Source organism: Shewanella sp. CAL98-MNA-CIBAN-0140, assembly GCF_040309905.1.
Taxonomy (GTDB): Bacteria; Pseudomonadota; Gammaproteobacteria; order Enterobacterales; family Shewanellaceae; genus Shewanella; species Shewanella psychromarinicola.
The window spans coordinates 96,809-113,341 of record NZ_JBEOPI010000003.1 but is presented as its reverse complement, the minus strand read 5'-3'; the positions used below and the strand labels follow the sequence as shown (position 1 = coordinate 113,341).

At 41.3% G+C, this 16,533-nt stretch carries 10 protein-coding genes and 3 tRNA genes; 12 read left to right on the top strand and 1 reads right to left on the bottom strand.

Translation table 11 applies throughout. The annotated features are described in order from the left end of the window. The first annotated feature begins 305 nt into the window (after window positions 1–305). Together AAEY93_RS02700 and AAEY93_RS02695 are read left to right on the top strand one after the other, a co-directional pair. Window positions 306–3,839 (top strand): PAS domain S-box protein, encoded by a 3,534-nt coding sequence (locus AAEY93_RS02700; RefSeq protein WP_351074815.1) that lies wholly within the window; start codon window positions 306–308, stop codon window positions 3,837–3,839. Between the two features lie 29 nt (window positions 3,840–3,868). Then, window positions 3,869–5,332 (top strand): sigma-54-dependent transcriptional regulator, encoded by a 1,464-nt coding sequence (locus tag AAEY93_RS02695; RefSeq protein ID WP_124013379.1) that lies wholly within the window; start codon window positions 3,869–3,871, stop codon window positions 5,330–5,332. Between the two features lie 63 nt (window positions 5,333–5,395). Here the strand turns inward: AAEY93_RS02695 and folD are convergent, their stop codons facing one another. Next, the gene (gene folD / locus AAEY93_RS02690) at window positions 5,396–6,250 is read right to left on the bottom strand and encodes a bifunctional methylenetetrahydrofolate dehydrogenase/methenyltetrahydrofolate cyclohydrolase FolD (protein ID WP_124013378.1); all 855 of its coding nucleotides are present in this window, start codon (window positions 6,248–6,250) and stop codon (window positions 5,396–5,398) included. Between the two features lie 291 nt (window positions 6,251–6,541). On the opposite strand from folD, the gene AAEY93_RS02685 reads away from it, so the two are divergent. The 10 genes from AAEY93_RS02685 (at window position 6,542) to AAEY93_RS02640 (ending at window position 16,492) form a co-directional block, all read left to right on the top strand. Further along, a tRNA-Pro gene (locus AAEY93_RS02685) sits at window positions 6,542–6,618 on the top strand. Window positions 6,619–6,704: 86 nt separating this feature from the next. Continuing rightward, window positions 6,705–6,781, top strand: a tRNA-Arg gene (locus tag AAEY93_RS02680). Between the two features lie 8 nt (window positions 6,782–6,789). After that, window positions 6,790–6,865: transfer RNA gene (locus AAEY93_RS02675), tRNA-His, on the top strand. A 396-nt stretch (window positions 6,866–7,261) separates the two neighbouring features. Further along, window positions 7,262–8,566 (top strand): trigger factor, encoded by a 1,305-nt coding sequence (gene tig / locus AAEY93_RS02670; RefSeq protein ID WP_101030321.1) that lies wholly within the window; start codon window positions 7,262–7,264, stop codon window positions 8,564–8,566. Window positions 8,567–8,656: 90 nt separating this feature from the next. After that, window positions 8,657–9,268 (top strand): ATP-dependent Clp endopeptidase proteolytic subunit ClpP, encoded by a 612-nt coding sequence (gene clpP, locus AAEY93_RS02665; protein ID WP_101030322.1) that lies wholly within the window; start codon window positions 8,657–8,659, stop codon window positions 9,266–9,268. Window positions 9,269–9,397: 129 nt separating this feature from the next. Then, on the top strand, window positions 9,398–10,678 hold the full coding sequence (gene clpX / locus AAEY93_RS02660) for an ATP-dependent protease ATP-binding subunit ClpX (protein WP_101030323.1): 1,281 nt from the start codon (window positions 9,398–9,400) through the stop codon (window positions 10,676–10,678). A 131-nt stretch (window positions 10,679–10,809) separates the two neighbouring features. Further along, a complete protein-coding gene (gene lon / locus AAEY93_RS02655; RefSeq protein ID WP_101030324.1) occupies window positions 10,810–13,161 on the top strand; it encodes an endopeptidase La in 2,352 nt (783 codons plus the stop codon). A 261-nt stretch (window positions 13,162–13,422) separates the two neighbouring features. Further along, window positions 13,423–13,695, top strand: a complete 273-nt coding sequence (gene hupB, locus AAEY93_RS02650; RefSeq protein ID WP_059745462.1) for a nucleoid-associated protein HU-beta — start codon at window positions 13,423–13,425, stop codon at window positions 13,693–13,695. A 220-nt stretch (window positions 13,696–13,915) separates the two neighbouring features. After that, window positions 13,916–15,793, top strand: coding sequence for a SurA N-terminal domain-containing protein (locus tag AAEY93_RS02645; protein WP_351074811.1), 1,878 nt, complete (start codon window positions 13,916–13,918; stop codon window positions 15,791–15,793). 75 nt (window positions 15,794–15,868) lie between these two features. Further along, complete coding sequence (locus AAEY93_RS02640; protein WP_351074809.1) at window positions 15,869–16,492, top strand: pentapeptide repeat-containing protein; 624 nt, start codon at window positions 15,869–15,871, stop codon at window positions 16,490–16,492. Window positions 16,493–16,533 lie beyond the last annotated feature (41 nt).

Below are 16,533 nucleotides of genomic sequence, written 5' to 3'. Positions count from 1 at the left end.
GATCAACCTTCACACTGTGTCTTCGGTGTTAATTCCACTATTAACCCAAAACTACAATCAATAACTATTAGCCCATAACGACAAGCAATAACTATTAACCCATAACTACAATCAATAACTACAAGCAATAACTATTCCATTCTTCAAATAACTTTTAAAACATGATCTTGTGAAAATTTATTTGCTATACCTGTTTTCAATTTTCAATTTGCAATGTCGTTATTGCAAAATGCAACAGCCTCATCCATAGTAATTGTATAAGACGTTTATCAACGTTATTTGCTGGTCCGTAAGGGAGAGGGAATTTGTCTTTTCGATTAAAAACGATTATAGGAGTGGCACTGATTGAAGCCATATTGCTATTTATTTTGGTCTACACCAGTATTGATTACCTCAAACAATCTAACCAGTCTGAAATTGAGAAACGAGCGAGCCTAACCACGAGCTTATTTTCGGTAGCGGCTAAAGATGCGCTAAATGAGTTGAATAAAACCACCTTAAGAGAGCTAGCCAAAGAGCTTAGTCACAAACAAGAAGTCAGCTACGTTTATATTTTTAAAAATAATCAACTTATCGTCGCAATGCACAAAGAGTCCAGCAATGTTATATGGGGCGTTGATGAAGTAGGCCAAATTGATGAACAAAACAATATTTTTGATATAAACAGGCCAATAATTAAAGATGGGCTTGATATTGGGGCTGTTCAAATCGGATTTGATCGCTCTGGATTTGATGCCTTTCTAATCCAAGCTTCTAGCCGACTTTTATCTATTGCGGTTGTTGGAATACTCCTCGCCGCACTATTTTCTTGGTTATTAGTTGTGTATTTGACTCGTAATCTGATGCAATTACAAATCGCCTCAAAACTTATTTTGCAAGGTAAAACCGGGGTACAAATACCGGTTGTCGGTAAAGATGAAATTGCTCAAACCACCACTGCTTTTAATCAAATGGTACAAAATATTGATTCAAGAGCTCATGCCTTAACGGGAGCAAACGTCAGATTAAATACTATTTTAGAATCAGCTGCTGACGGATTTGTTATCATTGATGTTAACGGCTTGATTACTGAAGTGAATAAATCTGTAACCCGTCTTTTTGGCTATAGTAACGAGGAGCTGGTGGGTGAAAATGTTTCGATACTGATGCCAATAGCCGATCGAGAAATGCATGGCCACTATATAAAGCGTTACCTTGACGGGGCTGAAGCTAAGATAATCGGTACCGGTAGAGAGTTAATTGCTGAGCACAAAGACGGACATCAATTTCCTATTGAATTGTCAGTGTCTAAAATGGTCATTGATAACAACATTTTATTTTTGGGATTTATTAAAGATCTTACTGCAATAAAGCTTAATCAGAAAGCGGCTGAACGAAGCCAGTCAATTTTACTGGCGACGCTTGAGGCAAGCCAAGATGCATTAATTACTATTGATATTACCGGTAGCGTAGAAGAATTTAATCCAGCAGCGATTAAGCTTTTTGGTTATTCCCGCGAAGAAGTGTTAGGTAAATACTTAGAGGATTTAATTATTCCTAAGGCATTTCAACAAGCTCATCGAAAGGGTATGGAACATTATCGGCAAACGGCCAAAGGGGCTGTGTTGCACAAACGGATTGAGGTACCCGCCCACAATAAAGACGGTAAAGAGTTTCCCATTGAGTTAAGGGTCATACCTATTCAGCTGGGAGATGATATTTTATTTACCGCATTTGTACGGGATATTTCTGAGCAAAAATCAAAAGAAGAAGAGTTGCGGCTTGCCAAAGAGCAAGCTGAAGCCGGCAGTAAAGCAAAATCACGCTTTTTAGCCACCATGAGTCATGAAATCCGCTCGCCATTAAATGCCGTGCTGGGTAGCGTTGAATTACTTTTGGGGTCGTCGCTTCAAAAAGAGCAACGAATTTATGTTACAACGGCTAAAGAAGCGGGCGATGCGCTATTAAATACCATTAACGATATTTTAGATTTTTCCAAAATTGAAGCTGGGCAAATGGTGCTTGAGTCTCATGAGTTTGAACCCGATAACCTAGTAGCTCAGGTGCTGCAAATCCTTGCCAATAAAGCATTAGAAAAAGGCGTGCATCTTGCCAGTTATATTAATCGCAATGTTCCACAGCGTTTAGTCGGTGATCCTCAGCGGCTTCGTCAAGTGATCCATAACCTAGTTGACAATGCGATTAAGTTTTCAAACTCAGGCTGTATTACTGTAGAAATGTGGATACCTGATAGTCATAAAGAACGCGTTGAGCTATGTTGTTCAATATCAGATCAAGGTATTGGTATCAGTGAGGATGCTCAGACAAAGCTATTTGTTGAATTTTCCCAAGTTCACGACACCCATACCACTAATTATAAGGGGACGGGTTTAGGGTTAGCAATTTGTGCCGAATTGGTACGGATGATGGATGGTGATATCTCGGTGGAAAGTGAACTTGGTAAAGGCAGCCGATTCAATTTGTTTGTGACGCTAGATAAAAGTACCAAAGCAATAAATCATTATGCAAAATTACCTGAACATTCTCGAGTGCTGATTATTCACCCTGATGAGCAATTGTGCAAATTGGTAAAAAAACAGTATGTCCAATACGGTGTAAAAACAACGTATATAAATGATGTCGCTAACATTTTTAAACTATCTCGAGTTCGGGGACTGTTTGACCTCATTTTACTCGATGATTCATACATTATGTCGGTTGATAGAAAGTTATTGAAAATTTTACATAATGACTTTTTATTTCCACAAGGTATTTTAGCTGCATTGAGCACTGGAGTGAATACTCAAGTGTCGCAACTATTAAATGAAATGGGCATAGAGCAAGTTGTTAACAAACCCCTTAGTCGCGCGATGTTGCTAAATCTAATCAGCGGGGCAACCCAAGAAACCAAACTTGAATCGCAACAGCGAGATAATTTTTCATTTCCTCAACACTGTAAAATCCTCTTGGCTGAAGACAGTCCTGCAAATCAAATGGTTGCAGGAACGATGTTGACTAAACAGGGGGCTAATATTGAGTATGCTAATAATGGTGTAGAAGCGGTTAATATGGCGCTTAAAACTGACTATGACATCATTTTAATGGATATTCGTATGCCAGAAATGGATGGGTTAGAGGCGACAAGCCTTATTTTACAGCAAAAACCTAAACAAATTATTCTGGCGATGACAGCCAATGTATTCAAAGAAGAGTTAGAGGCGTGTACTCAGGCAGGAATGCTTGATTTTATTGGTAAACCGGTCAATAGCAAAGATTTGATCGACGGTGTCGCTAAGTGGGTCAATAAAGCGCAAACATCAACACGCGATGAGCCAGACGATCAAGTCGAAATAACTTCGCAGCAAAAGATGGCGCTTGAATTACCGCATAGTGTTAATTGCCCCTCAGAGGAACAATCTGAGGAAGACATTAACATGAATTTATCTTTATCACTGTCGCCAAACAATGATATTGCTGCTGTCCAAAGCAATACATTGCAAGAGACTAAGATGAACATTGGCCTATTAAATTTTGATGTAATAGCTAATTTAGTCGATGTTATTGGCGAAAAAACCTTAAAGAAGATGCTAAAGGTCTTTTGCCAAGAAGTACAAATGAGAATAGAAACATTACAAAGACTAGGACCTGACGGTGACATGAGTCGAATTGAAGATGAAGCTCATACCCTAAAAAGCAGTTCTGGTAGTTTTGGGGCTGCAGCATTGTATGAAGCCGCTAAAACGTTAGAAGTGGCTTCAAGAGAGGGCAAGGATCCCATAGCAGAATTATTAGAACAGACTATTGTCATAGCAAATCAAAGTGTTGATGTAATTAAACAAATTTATCAATTAGATGATTGAAGATTCATTTCAACAACTGAAGGAACATTATGGGATTTCGAGTCGTTTTAGTCGAAGACAGTATATCTTTAGGGGCGCTTTATACCGAATACTTATACAGCGAAGGTGCCGATGTCACTTTAGTGCATTATGGTGAAGATGCGCTAACAGAAATACATCGTCAACCGCCAGATATACTTATTCTAGACATCAAACTGCCTGATATGTCTGGAATGGATATTCTTGCTCAGGTGAATGAAAGCCATCCAGATATTACAGTGATAATGATCACCGCTCACGGCACTATTGATATTGCTGTAGATGCCATGCGATCCGGCGCGTTTGATTTTTTAGTTAAGCCATTTGACAGTAAACGTTTAGCGATAACGTTACGTAACGCGTTGAAGCAAAGGCAATTAGTTAAACTGGTTACACAGTATGAAAACAGCCTACCCAAAGCCAACTATCAAGGGTTTATAGGTGAGTCATTAGCCATGCAAACCGTGTATAAAACGATTGATTGCGTCGCTAATAGTAAGGCTTCGGTGTTTATTTTTGGTGAAAGCGGTACTGGCAAAGAGGTCTGTGCACAAGCTATTCATAATGTTGGTAATCGCAAGCATAAATCATTCATAGCACTCAATTGTGCTTCTATCCCAAAAGAGTTGATCGAGAGTCAGATTTTTGGTCATACCAAAGGCGCTTTTACTGGGGCGGTGAGTCAGCGAGATGGGGCTGCAACACAAGCTGATGGTGGTACATTCTTTCTTGATGAAATCTGCGAAATGGAGCTTGAACTACAAAGCAAGTTACTGCGCTTTATTCAAACCGGAGTATTTCGTCGAGTGGGGGGAAGTAAAGATGAAAAGGTCGATGTAAGGTTTATCAGCGCCACCAATAAAGATCCTTGGCAACAAGTGCAAGAAGGCTTGTTTAGAGAAGACCTGTATTATCGATTGCATGTTATCCCGATTGAGTTGCCTCCACTCAATCAGCGCGGTAAAGATATTTTATTAATTGCCAATAAACTGTTAAAACAATACGCGAAAGAAGAACAAAAAAACTTTAAAGGCTTCAGCGCTGCAGCTCAAAAGCAACTTCAACTGTATGCTTGGCCTGGCAATGTCCGACAGCTACAGAATATTGTTCGCCAAATTGTGGTATTGAACAATGCCGATGAAGTCGAAGTAGCCATGTTACCCTCGCAAATCAGCAAACCGTTATCAAATCTGGTTCAGGCTCCTAGTGTGTATGGTGCTAATCAAACCGTTGCCGTTATGCAAACTGCGCCGACAAGTTCTGCACAACCTGAAAACAGCACTCTTGATAATACGCCATTAAGTGACATCAATACGGTCGTGATTGAAGCCTTATGGAAAACTGAGAAGCGAACGATTGAAACCGCAATTGAACTTTGCGAAGGCAATATCCCAAAAGCGGCAGCTATGTTAGATATCAGCCCCTCTACGATATATCGAAAGAAGCAATCTTGGGATGATATGGAGCTTAAATAGTCGTGTTGCTGTGTAACAAAAAAACCTGCAAATACAGGCTTTTTGTCATATCGCTGCACGATGTTAACTATGGTAGTGCTCGCAAGCGTATAAAGTATTTTCAAGCAAACTGGCAATGGTCATCGGGCCAACTCCACCAGGAACCGGGGTAATAAATGCCGCATTTTCAGCGGCAATATCAAATTCAACATCACCCACTAGGCGGCCATTATCCAAACGAGTGATACCAACATCAATAACAATCGCGCCGGGTTTTATCCATTCGCCAGGAATAAACCCTGGTTTACCCACCGCAACAACCAACAGATCGGCCTGACGGACTTTTTGTTCTAAGTTTTTAGTAAAACGGTGACAGGTTGTGGTGGTACAACCGGCTAATAATAATTCCAGTGTCATTGGACGACCGACAATATTTGATGCACCCACCACGGTAGCATCTAGACCATAAGTATCGACACCGGTTGATTTGATTAAGGTCATAATGCCCATAGGGGTACATGAACGTAGCACTGGAATGCGTTGTGCTAAACGGCCGACATTATAGGGATGGAAGCCATCAACGTCTTTATCTGGACGTATACGTTCAATGACCTTTGAATCATCAATATGATCAGGTAGAGGCAGTTGTACAAGGATCCCATCAATGCTTGGATTAGCATTACACTGGTCGATTAGTGCTAATAGTTCTGCTTCAGTAGTGTTGATGTCGAGGTCAAACGATTGCGATTCAAAACCGACTTCCTCACAAGCTCTGCGTTTACTGCCAACATAAACTTGAGATGCGGCATCACTGCCCACTAAAAGAACCGCAAGTCCTGGCGCGCGAAATCCAGCTTGTCTACGTACTGCTACTTTTTGTTTTAGTGTGGTGCGGATAGATTGTGCAATGGCTTTACCGTCAATAATTTGAGCAGTCATGGCTGTTGAGTTTCCTTTGAGTGGCGCGGGTGTTGAAGTCAATTGTCGATCGGCGGTTATTCTAGCAGGCGTATTGAAGAGTGTCATTTGCTAGACGAGGAAAATACAGTGAATAAACTATTCGCGCTATGATACTAATCATAGTTTTTGCTGCTAAATTCGGCATATAGCATTTAGGGGTAAAAAAATCGTTGACGATAGCAAGGTGACTCGTTAATATGCGCTCCGTTCTCGAGACAACCTTGTTATTGTTTATCGATAATATAAAACTCGAATACAAAACTAGATTTTCGGTGATTAGCGCAGCCCGGTAGCGCATCTCGTTTGGGACGAGAGGGTCAGAGGTTCGAATCCTCTATCACCGACCAAATTAAATGTTATTTGCTATCATAGCGAGTAACAGAACAAGTAAACTTGTTCAGCCAGACAGGATGCAGCGTTTAGCTGTGACCATGCGCCCGTAGCTCAGTTGGATAGAGCACCCGCCTTCTAAGCGGGTGGTCGCAGGTTCGAATCCTGCCGGGTGCACCATTTCAGTGGTGATTGTAGCTCAGTTGGTAGAGTCCCGGATTGTGATTCCGGTTGTCGTGGGTTCGAGCCCCATCAGTCACCCCATTTTTTCTGATTAACTCAAACTATCGAATAAAGACCCTTTATGGGTGTCGTTATGTTTGTTTTGGTCACGATAATTATTTTGCTGCAGAGCATTATCAGCCTAAGTCAACAATCTCATTTCGCACATTAAACGTGCAAACACATCAAAATTGATCACAAGTCGGCTTTTTTATCACGTAAATCGACCTTTTCAGGCTCGACTCTGTTAAAAACGGTAGCTATAATGTCGCGTCTTGATAAATATCAAAAATAAGCTAACTGCACCAACAGCGTCTTCAGCATCATTAATATCGCTGTGCTGGGTGTCAGAGCTAAACCCGTGGTCAAGAAACGAATATCTAATGGTTGAGTTGTCGACCATTACAAAGAACGTTAGACATATTTCGAGGTAAAACAATGCAAGTTTCTGTTGAAACAACTCAAGGCCTAGAGCGCCGCCTAACTATTTCTGTACCTGCTGAGCAAATCGAGAAATTGGTTAAAGACAATGTATTGCGCGAAGCAAAGCGTGCTCGTCTTCCAGGTTTCCGCCCAGGTAAAGTACCTATCGGCGAAATCAACAAGCGTTATGGTAAAGCCATTCGTCAAGACATCACTGGTGAAGTGATGCAACGCAACTTTATTGAAGCGGTTGTGGCTGAAAAGTTGAACCCAGCGGGTGCACCAGTATTTACTCCTGGTACAACTGAAGGCGAAACATTTGAGTTCGTTGCTACGTTTGAAATTTATCCAGAAGTGGTACTAACTGGCTTAGATAACATTGCCGTTGAACAGCCTAAAGCTGAAGTAAATGATGCAAACGTAGACACTATGATTGAAACGTTACGTAAGCAGCACGCTACTTTCGCTGCGGTTGAACGTGAAGCAGTTGCTGACGATAAAGTTAAAATGAACTTTATTGGTACTATTGATGGTGAAGAATTCGAAGGCGGAAAAGCTGATGATTTCGAACTTCAATTAGGCAGCAACCGTATGATCCCTGGTTTTGAAACCGGTATCGTCGGCCATAAAACCGGTGACGAATTCGAAATCGAAGTGACTTTCCCTGAAGATTACCATGCTGAAAACTTGAAAGGTAAAGCGGCTAAGTTCGTTATTACCTTAACTGAAGTTCAAGCGGCTAATCTACCAGAAGTGAATGATGAGTTTGCCTCTTTGTTTGGTATTGCGGAAGGTGGCTTAGACGCACTTAAGACTGAAATTCGTAAAAACATGACTCGCGAACTAGAGCAAGCGTTAAAAGCGAATGTGAAAGAGCAGGTCATTACTGGCTTACTTGCAGCAAACGACATTACCATTCCTAAAGCACTTGTAGAGGGTGAAGTGAATGTACTTCGTCAACAAGCAATGCAACGTTTTGGTGACCAAACTGAAAATATGCCAGAACTTCCGGCTGAACTTTTCACAGAACAAGCTGAGCGTCGTGTTAAGATTGGTTTGCTATTAGGCGAAGTGATTAAGACCAATGAGCTAAAAGCTGAAGATGATCGTGTCAATACATTGATCGAATCTATGGCTTCAGCGTATGAAGATCCGTCAGAAGTTGTGTCATACTACAACTCAAATAAAGAACTTATGCAAAACATGCGCAATGTAGCGCTTGAAGAGCAAGCTGTTGAAGCTTTGTTAACATCAGCAAAAGTAACCGTTAAAGACGTCGCTTTTGAAGAATTTATGAACAAGGCTACCGGACGAGCGTAAGCTAAGCTTGACTTAACAAGCCGTTCGCCATTTATAATGGCTCGTATGAGGTTCCTCATGCGGGCCATTTTTATTTTAGGGAAATGAATAATGCATAAAGCACCAGAATCAGTACTCAATGCGCTTGTACCTATGGTTGTTGAACAAACAGCGAAAGGTGAACGTTCTTATGATATATACTCTCGTCTATTAAAAGAGCGAGTCATCTTTTTAGTTGGCCAAGTCGAAGAACACATGGCTAACCTCATTGTTGCTCAACTATTATTCCTTGAGTCAGAAAGCCCAGATAAAGATATTTATTTATACATTAACTCTCCCGGCGGTTCCGTAACGGCAGGCATGGCTATTTATGACACTATGCAGTTCATTAAGCCTAATGTGAGCACTGTATGTATTGGCCAAGCTGCGAGTATGGGCGCCTTCTTATTAGCCGGTGGCGCTAAAGGTAAACGTCATTGCTTACCGAACTCACGAGTGATGATCCATCAGCCATTAGGTGGTTTCCAAGGTCAGGCATCAGACATAGCAATTCATGCTAAGGAAATCCTAGGCATCAAGAATAAATTAAACCAAATATTAGCTGATCATACTGGCCAGCCGCTAGAAGTGTTAGAGCGTGATACTGACCGTGACAACTTTATGAGTGCTACACAAGCTGTTGAATATGGTATTGTCGATTCATTACTAACAAGTCGCGGCTAAAACGGGTAGCTGATTTTTTAGTTACATTAAGGTATTCTGTATTGAGAGACGTTCGGTCATCAATGTGGTTATGATAAGTATCTGCAAGCAGGGCTTAGGTTAGCTTAAGTTGTAAACAGAGGTAGAATAATGGTCGATAACAAAAATAACGGTGACAGCGGCAAATTGCTGTACTGCTCTTTTTGCGGAAAAAGTCAGCATGAAGTGAGAAAACTCATTGCTGGTCCATCAGTTTATGTATGTGATGAGTGTGTTGATTTGTGTAACGACATCATCCGTGAAGAAATCAAAGAGATTTCTCCTAAGCGTGATGAAGACAAGTTGCCGACACCCCATGAGTTACGCAAACATCTTGATGACTACGTAATAGGTCAGGATCAAGCTAAAAAAGTGTTAGCCGTAGCGGTATATAATCATTATAAGCGTTTACGTAATGGCGCAATGAAAGATGGTGTTGAACTTGGTAAAAGTAACATTTTACTATTAGGCCCAACCGGTAGCGGTAAAACATTATTAGCTGAAACACTTGCACGCTCACTGAATGTCCCTTTTGCTATGGCTGATGCAACCACATTAACCGAAGCTGGTTATGTGGGTGAAGATGTTGAAAACATCATTCAGAAGCTACTGCAAAAGTGTGATTACGACGTTGAGAAAGCCGAGCGTGGCATCGTCTATATTGATGAGATTGACAAAATCAGTCGTAAATCAGACAACCCTTCAATTACTCGTGATGTGTCGGGTGAGGGTGTTCAGCAGGCGTTGCTTAAGTTAATTGAAGGCACTGTTGCTTCAATTCCGCCACAAGGCGGACGAAAGCATCCACAACAAGAATTCTTGCAAGTGGATACGTCTAAAATTCTGTTTATCTGTGGTGGTGCATTCGCTGGACTTGAAAAAGTCATTGAGCAACGTGCACACACAGGGACTGGAATTGGCTTTGGTGCAGAAGTAAAAGGCGAAGCAGATAAAGCGACTATTTCACAAATCCTTAGCAAAGTAGAGCCTGGTGATTTAGTGAAGTTTGGGTTAATCCCTGAATTTGTTGGTCGTCTACCTGTTGTTGCTACGCTAACCGAGTTAGATGAAGCGGCATTAGTACAGATTCTATCTGAGCCTAAAAATGCATTAACTAAGCAATACAGTGCATTATTTGAGATGGAAAATGTCGAGCTTGAATTTCGTGATGATGCATTACAAGCTATTGCTCATAAAGCCATGTCACGTAAAACCGGTGCCCGTGGATTACGTTCTATTGTTGAAAGCATCTTGCTCGATACCATGTACGATATTCCATCGACTGAAGGCGTGATCAAAGCGGTTATTGATGAATCAGTAGTGAAAGGTGAATCAGTTCCTATTTTGATTTACGAAAATACAGAGACACAGGTTGCTTCAGGCGAGCAATAATTGCCCTGATAGCAAGTAAGTTGATAAATAAGGAGTCCATTGGGCTCCTTTTTTCGTATTGCCCATTGAAACTGATAACATTACCCCAATATAATTATTATTAAGTCTATTTCATTAAACGGAATCGAGCCATGACTAAAGAGCGTGAAGCGCATATCGAACTCCCCGTATTACCACTGCGAGATGTGGTGGTATACCCACATATGGTAATTCCGCTATTCGTAGGACGGGAAAAATCAATTCGTTGCCTTGAATCGGCAATGGAACAAGACAAGCAAATTTTATTAGTCGCTCAGCGAGACGCTGATCTTGACGAACCGACCAAAGACGATATTTTTGATATTGGTACGGTAGCCTCTATTTTACAGTTGCTTAAATTACCAGATGGCACGGTTAAAGTATTAGTTGAAGGTGGTCAACGAGCCAAAATCAAGCAATACACCCAAGAAGAGGCATTTTTTACTGCAACAGCAGAATACCTCGAGTCACAACAGTTAAGTGACAAAGAGGAAGAAGTGCTAGTTCGCAGTGCGATTGGCCAATTTGAAGGCTACATTAAGCTAAATAAAAAAATTCCACCTGAAGTATTAACGTCATTGTCAGGTATTGATGAAGCCGCTCGTTTAGCTGATACCATGGCTGCACATATGCCATTGAAGCTTGAAGACAAGCAATCTGTGCTAGAGATGATCAATGTCGGTGAGCGTCTTGAATACCTGATGGCAATGATGGAATCGGAAATTGACTTGCTTCAAGTTGAAAAACGTATTCGTACCCGTGTTAAAAAACAGATGGAAAAAAGTCAGCGCGAATACTATTTGAATGAGCAAATGAAAGCCATTCAAAAAGAGTTAGGCGACATTGACGAAAGCCATGATGAATTTGAAGTGTTGGCGCGTAAGATTGAAGACGCTGGCATGCCAAACGACGCAAAAGAAAAAGCCATTGCTGAGTTGAATAAGCTCAAAATGATGTCACCAATGTCAGCTGAAGCCACTGTTGTGCGCAGCTACGTTGACTGGATGACTGCGGTGCCTTGGAAACAACGCTCTAAAATTAAGCGTGACTTGGCCAAAGCACAAGAAGTACTTGACGCAGACCATCATGGGCTTGAAAAAGTCAAAGAACGTATTCTTGAGTATTTAGCAGTACAAAGCCGAGTTAGGCAGCTTAAAGGGCCCATTTTGTGCTTAGTAGGACCTCCAGGCGTGGGTAAAACCTCGTTAGGTCAATCTATCGCTAGGGCTACTGGTCGTAAGTATGTTCGTGTTGCATTAGGCGGCGTGCGTGATGAAGCAGAAATTCGCGGTCATCGCCGTACTTACATTGGTTCAATGCCAGGTAAAGTCATTCAAAAGATGGCCAAAGTAGGCGTTAAAAACCCATTGTTCTTACTCGATGAAATCGACAAAATGAGTTCCGATATGCGTGGCGATCCATCGTCAGCGCTATTAGAAGTACTCGATCCTGAACAAAATGCAACGTTTAACGATCATTACCTCGAAGTCGATTACGACTTATCTGATGTGATGTTCGTTGCCACGTCAAACTCAATGGATATTCCAGGCCCTTTGCTTGACCGTATGGAAGTTATTCGTTTAGCCGGTTATACCGAAGATGAAAAGCTTAATATTGCTAAGAAACATTTATTGAGTAAGCAAATTGAACGTAACGGCCTTAAAGCAAAAGAAATCAATGTCGATGACAGCGCTATTTTAGGCATTATTCGTTATTACACTCGTGAAGCGGGTGTGCGTTCATTAGAACGTGAATTGTCGAAGATTTGTCGTAAAGTAGTTAAGCACATTCTGCTTGATAAAACGGTCAAAGTGATTGACGTTAACCAAGATAATTTAAAGTCATTTCTAGGTGTACAACGTTTTGATTTTGGCAAAGCAGAATCGAACAACCAAATTGGTCAAGTGACTGGCCTTGCATGGACTCAAGTCGGCGGCGATTTGTTAACCATCGAAGCCACCTCAGTAGCAGGTAAAGGTAAATTAACCTATACCGGTTCGCTGGGCGATGTGATGAAAGAGTCTATTCAAGCAGCAATGACGGTTGTACGCGCTCGAGCAGAAAATTTAGGCATCAATAACGACTTTTATGAAAAACGTGATATTCATGTGCACGTACCAGAAGGCGCGACACCAAAAGACGGTCCTTCAGCCGGTGCAGCAATGTGTACCGCGTTAGTGTCTAGCTTAACGGGTAACCCAGTGCGCAGTGATGTTGCTATGACAGGTGAAATCACCTTACGTGGTGAAGTATTGCCCATTGGTGGTTTAAAAGAAAAGCTATTAGCAGCACATCGCGGCGGAATTAAGCACGTATTAATTCCTCAAGAAAATGAACGAGATCTGGAAGAAATTCCAGCCAATGTGATTGCAGATTTAACCATTCATCCAGTACGTTGGATAGATGAAGTGTTGAAATTGGCGCTTGAACGACCAGTTGAAGGCTTTGAAGTGGTTAAAAAATAGCTTATTAGTTTAAAAAGTGCTGTACAGCATAAAAAAAATGAAAAAAGGGGCTTAACAAAGCGCTGACCTGTGGTAGCCTAGGTCGGTGGAGAGTCAGTCGCACCAAGCCCTTGGGGCATCTGACGTAGAGCTGTATCCAATTTCATTTTTTGGTTTTCGTACTAAGCTTGGTGTGTTATCAAGCTTATAAAATAAAGCCTCCGCAGACTGCTCTAATCATAGATTTGGTTGCGGCGCGACAATAACATTCAAGGGGATGACATGAACAAATCTGAACTAATCGAGAAAATCGCATCTGGTGCTGATATTTCTAAAGCTGCTGCTGGCCGCGCACTGGATTCTTTTATCGCTGCGGTAACTGAAGGTCTTAAAGATGGCGATAAGATTTCTCTAGTTGGTTTTGGTACTTTTGAAGTACGTCAACGTGCTGAACGTACTGGCCGTAACCCACAAACGGGTAAAGAAATTAAAATTGCTGCTGCGAACATTCCTGCGTTCAAAGCTGGCAAAGCGCTAAAAGACGCTGTTAATTAATTATTAACAACGTGGCCTTTGTAAGGCATTCGTAAAGTAAGCACTGCTTAGGCGGTGCTTTTTACGAAAAGCAACCTGTAATATGCGTGGCATAATACATGTTGGGAGTATTGGGTTTTGCCCGTGGTAGCGTCTGATAACTCCGTATAATTTACAATAAGGCGCAGCCACAAGGTGATGCGCCTTTTTATTTTATTAATCGCAACAAGCGAGAATTCAGATGTTAGAAAAAATTCGTGAAGGATCACAGGGGATTGTTGCTAAAACAATTCTAGTCCTTGTGATACTTTCTTTTGCTTTTGCCGGTGTGAGCAGTTATTTAGGCTCAAACACAGGTGTACCTGCAGCAGTTGTTAATGGTGACGCAATCGCCGCCAACGATCTAGAACAAGCTTTTCAAAATGAACGCTCTCGTATTGAAGAACAGCTTGGCGAAATGTTTACCGCATTAGCGGCTGATGACTCTTACATGAACGGCATTAAACAAGGTGTATTAGATCGTTTAATTGCTGATAAACTCATTGATCAAGCTGCTTATAAATTGGGCTTACGTGTATCTGATGAGCAAATCAAACAAGCGATTATCGAAGAACCCGCATTTCAAACTGATGGTCAATTTGACAATGAACGCTACCTAGCAGTATTGCGTCAGTTAGGTTATCAAACCACCAGTTTTAGAAACATGATGCGTGTTGATATGACTCGTCGTCAGTTACTCACCGCACTAGTGGGCAGTGAGTTTGTTTTGGATGGCGAAGCTAAGCAGCTTGCACAAGTTCAAGGCCAAACCCGTGACATCCGCTACTTAGTGGTCGACTCAACACCTTTTTTATCAAGTGTGTCGGTGTCTGATGAAGAAGTGCAAAGCTATTACGATGCTAATTTATCGCAATATATGAGCCCTGAAAAAGTCAGTCTTGAGTATGTTGAATTGAATGCTGATGAAATGGCTAAAAACAGTGAAACCTCTGATGAAGAAGTAAAAGCTTATTACGCCGATAACAAAGCACAATATAAAACGGCTGAAAAACGTCTTGCTGCGCATATTTTTGTTGCCGCAACCGATGACGACAGTGCAGATAAAGCCAAAGCAGACGCCATTAAAGCCAAGTTAATAGCGGGTGAAGATTTTGCTGAAGTGGCAAAAACTGATTCTGATGACCAGCTTAGCGCTCAACAAGGTGGTAAGCTAGATTGGTTTGAACAAGGTGTAATGGATGCTGCATTTGATGAAGCACTTTTTGGATTACAAAAAGATCAAGTCTCGTCAATTGTAAAAAGTGAGTTTGGCTATCACATTATTAAGCTACTTGATTTACAAGCCAGCCAAGCGACATCGTTTGACGACGTTAAAGCCAAAATAGTAGCACAGCTGCAACAAAAGAAAGCGCTAGATGTATACTATAGCTTACAAACTAAGCTGGCTGATACCAGTTACGAAATTCCTGATTCTTTAGCTGAAACCGCGCAAGCTGTTAATGCGAAAGTACAAACAACTCAGTTATTTTCTCGTGACGACGTACCCGCCAAATTTAACACCCCGGAGCTTATCAAAGCGGCGTTTTCTGACCAAGTGTTAGCCAGTGGCATGAACAGCGATGTGATTGAACTTGCGCCAAACCATGTTGTGGTGATTCGCATAAAAACACATCAAACAGCAGGCATCATCAGCTTAGTTGATGTTAAAGCGGGTGTTGTTGAACGTTTGAAGCAAGATAAAGCCAATGACGGTGCGCGTGATAAAGCCGCTGAATATATGGCGCAGTTAAAAGCGGGTAATAACACCTTAACCGGTGCAACCTTAACCGCCTTGCCTAAATTAGGTCGTTTCAATCAAGACATCGACCAAGCCATTACCAACAAAGCCTTTAAGATTGCTGCTCCTGCTGAAAACAGTGTCACTATTGACACTGCATCATTAGCTACTGGTTATGCGGTTATTGTTGTTGATAAAGTCAATGAAGCAGAAGGCATCAATGACAAGCTGATCAATACGCTTAAACAACGTATCGCGCCTCAATACAGTGAAGCTGATTACCGTGCTGTGATCACCTCACTAAAAGCGGTTGCTGAAATTGAGTATCCTGTTGCTGACTAATTAAGTCATTTTAATAGTAAGTAATAACAAAAGACCTAGGCTAGCCTAGGTCTTTTTTTTAAAGGTAATATAGGCATGAAACCATTAACCAGCGGAGATGATATTGAGCGATTTGAGTTATCGCATTATTGCGATGAGACGTTTGAGCTTATCAAGCAGGGAGTCTTGCAGATTAAGCTGGTTATATTTGAGCGATGTCAGTTTATTCAATGTGATTTGAGTCAGAGTGATTTCAGTCACTGCCAGTTTATTGAATGTGTCTTTAGTCAATGTAATTTAAGCGTGTTATCTGTCGTCGCCACTGAGTTTGATGATGTTATTTTTCGCGACTGTAAGGCGATAGGTATTGACTGGACTAAAGCTCAGTGGCCGCAATTTATGACTCAAACCAGCATTAAATTTGAGCAATGTTTACTCGATGGCAGTAACTTTTACTCGCTTCATTTACCCGAGATAACATTGGTAGATTGTCGTGCCCACGATGTTGATTTTAGAGAAGCCAATTTAAGCAAAGCCGATTTGCGACGGACAGATTTTACTTTAAGCCAATTTAGTCATACTAATTTAAGCGGTGCTAATTTTACCGATGCAAGCAATTATCACATTGACATCACCCGTAATGAGGTTAAACAAGCCATATTCAGCCGATTTGAAGCCTTGAGTTTGTTAGAAGGCTTAGATATTCAATTAGTTGATTAATTTCATTATTCCAATTTTGGTTAAACTTTGGCTAAACAATG

Bases quoted from the DNA above. Each gene is read 5' to 3' on its own strand.
- AAEY93_RS02695 (WP_124013379.1), top strand. From the start codon at position 3,869: ATGGGATTTCGAGTCGTTTTAGTCGAAGACAGTATATCTTTAGGGGCG.
- folD (WP_124013378.1), bottom strand. From the start codon at position 6,250: ATGACTGCTCAAATTATTGACGGTAAAGCCATTGCACAATCTATCCGC.
- tig (WP_101030321.1), top strand. From the start codon at position 7,262: ATGCAAGTTTCTGTTGAAACAACTCAAGGCCTAGAGCGCCGCCTAACT.
- clpP (WP_101030322.1), top strand. From the start codon at position 8,657: ATGCATAAAGCACCAGAATCAGTACTCAATGCGCTTGTACCTATGGTT.
- clpX (WP_101030323.1), top strand. From the start codon at position 9,398: ATGGTCGATAACAAAAATAACGGTGACAGCGGCAAATTGCTGTACTGC.
- lon (WP_101030324.1), top strand. From the start codon at position 10,810: ATGACTAAAGAGCGTGAAGCGCATATCGAACTCCCCGTATTACCACTG.
- hupB (WP_059745462.1), top strand. From the start codon at position 13,423: ATGAACAAATCTGAACTAATCGAGAAAATCGCATCTGGTGCTGATATT.
- AAEY93_RS02645 (WP_351074811.1), top strand. From the start codon at position 13,916: ATGTTAGAAAAAATTCGTGAAGGATCACAGGGGATTGTTGCTAAAACA.
- AAEY93_RS02640 (WP_351074809.1), top strand. From the start codon at position 15,869: ATGAAACCATTAACCAGCGGAGATGATATTGAGCGATTTGAGTTATCG.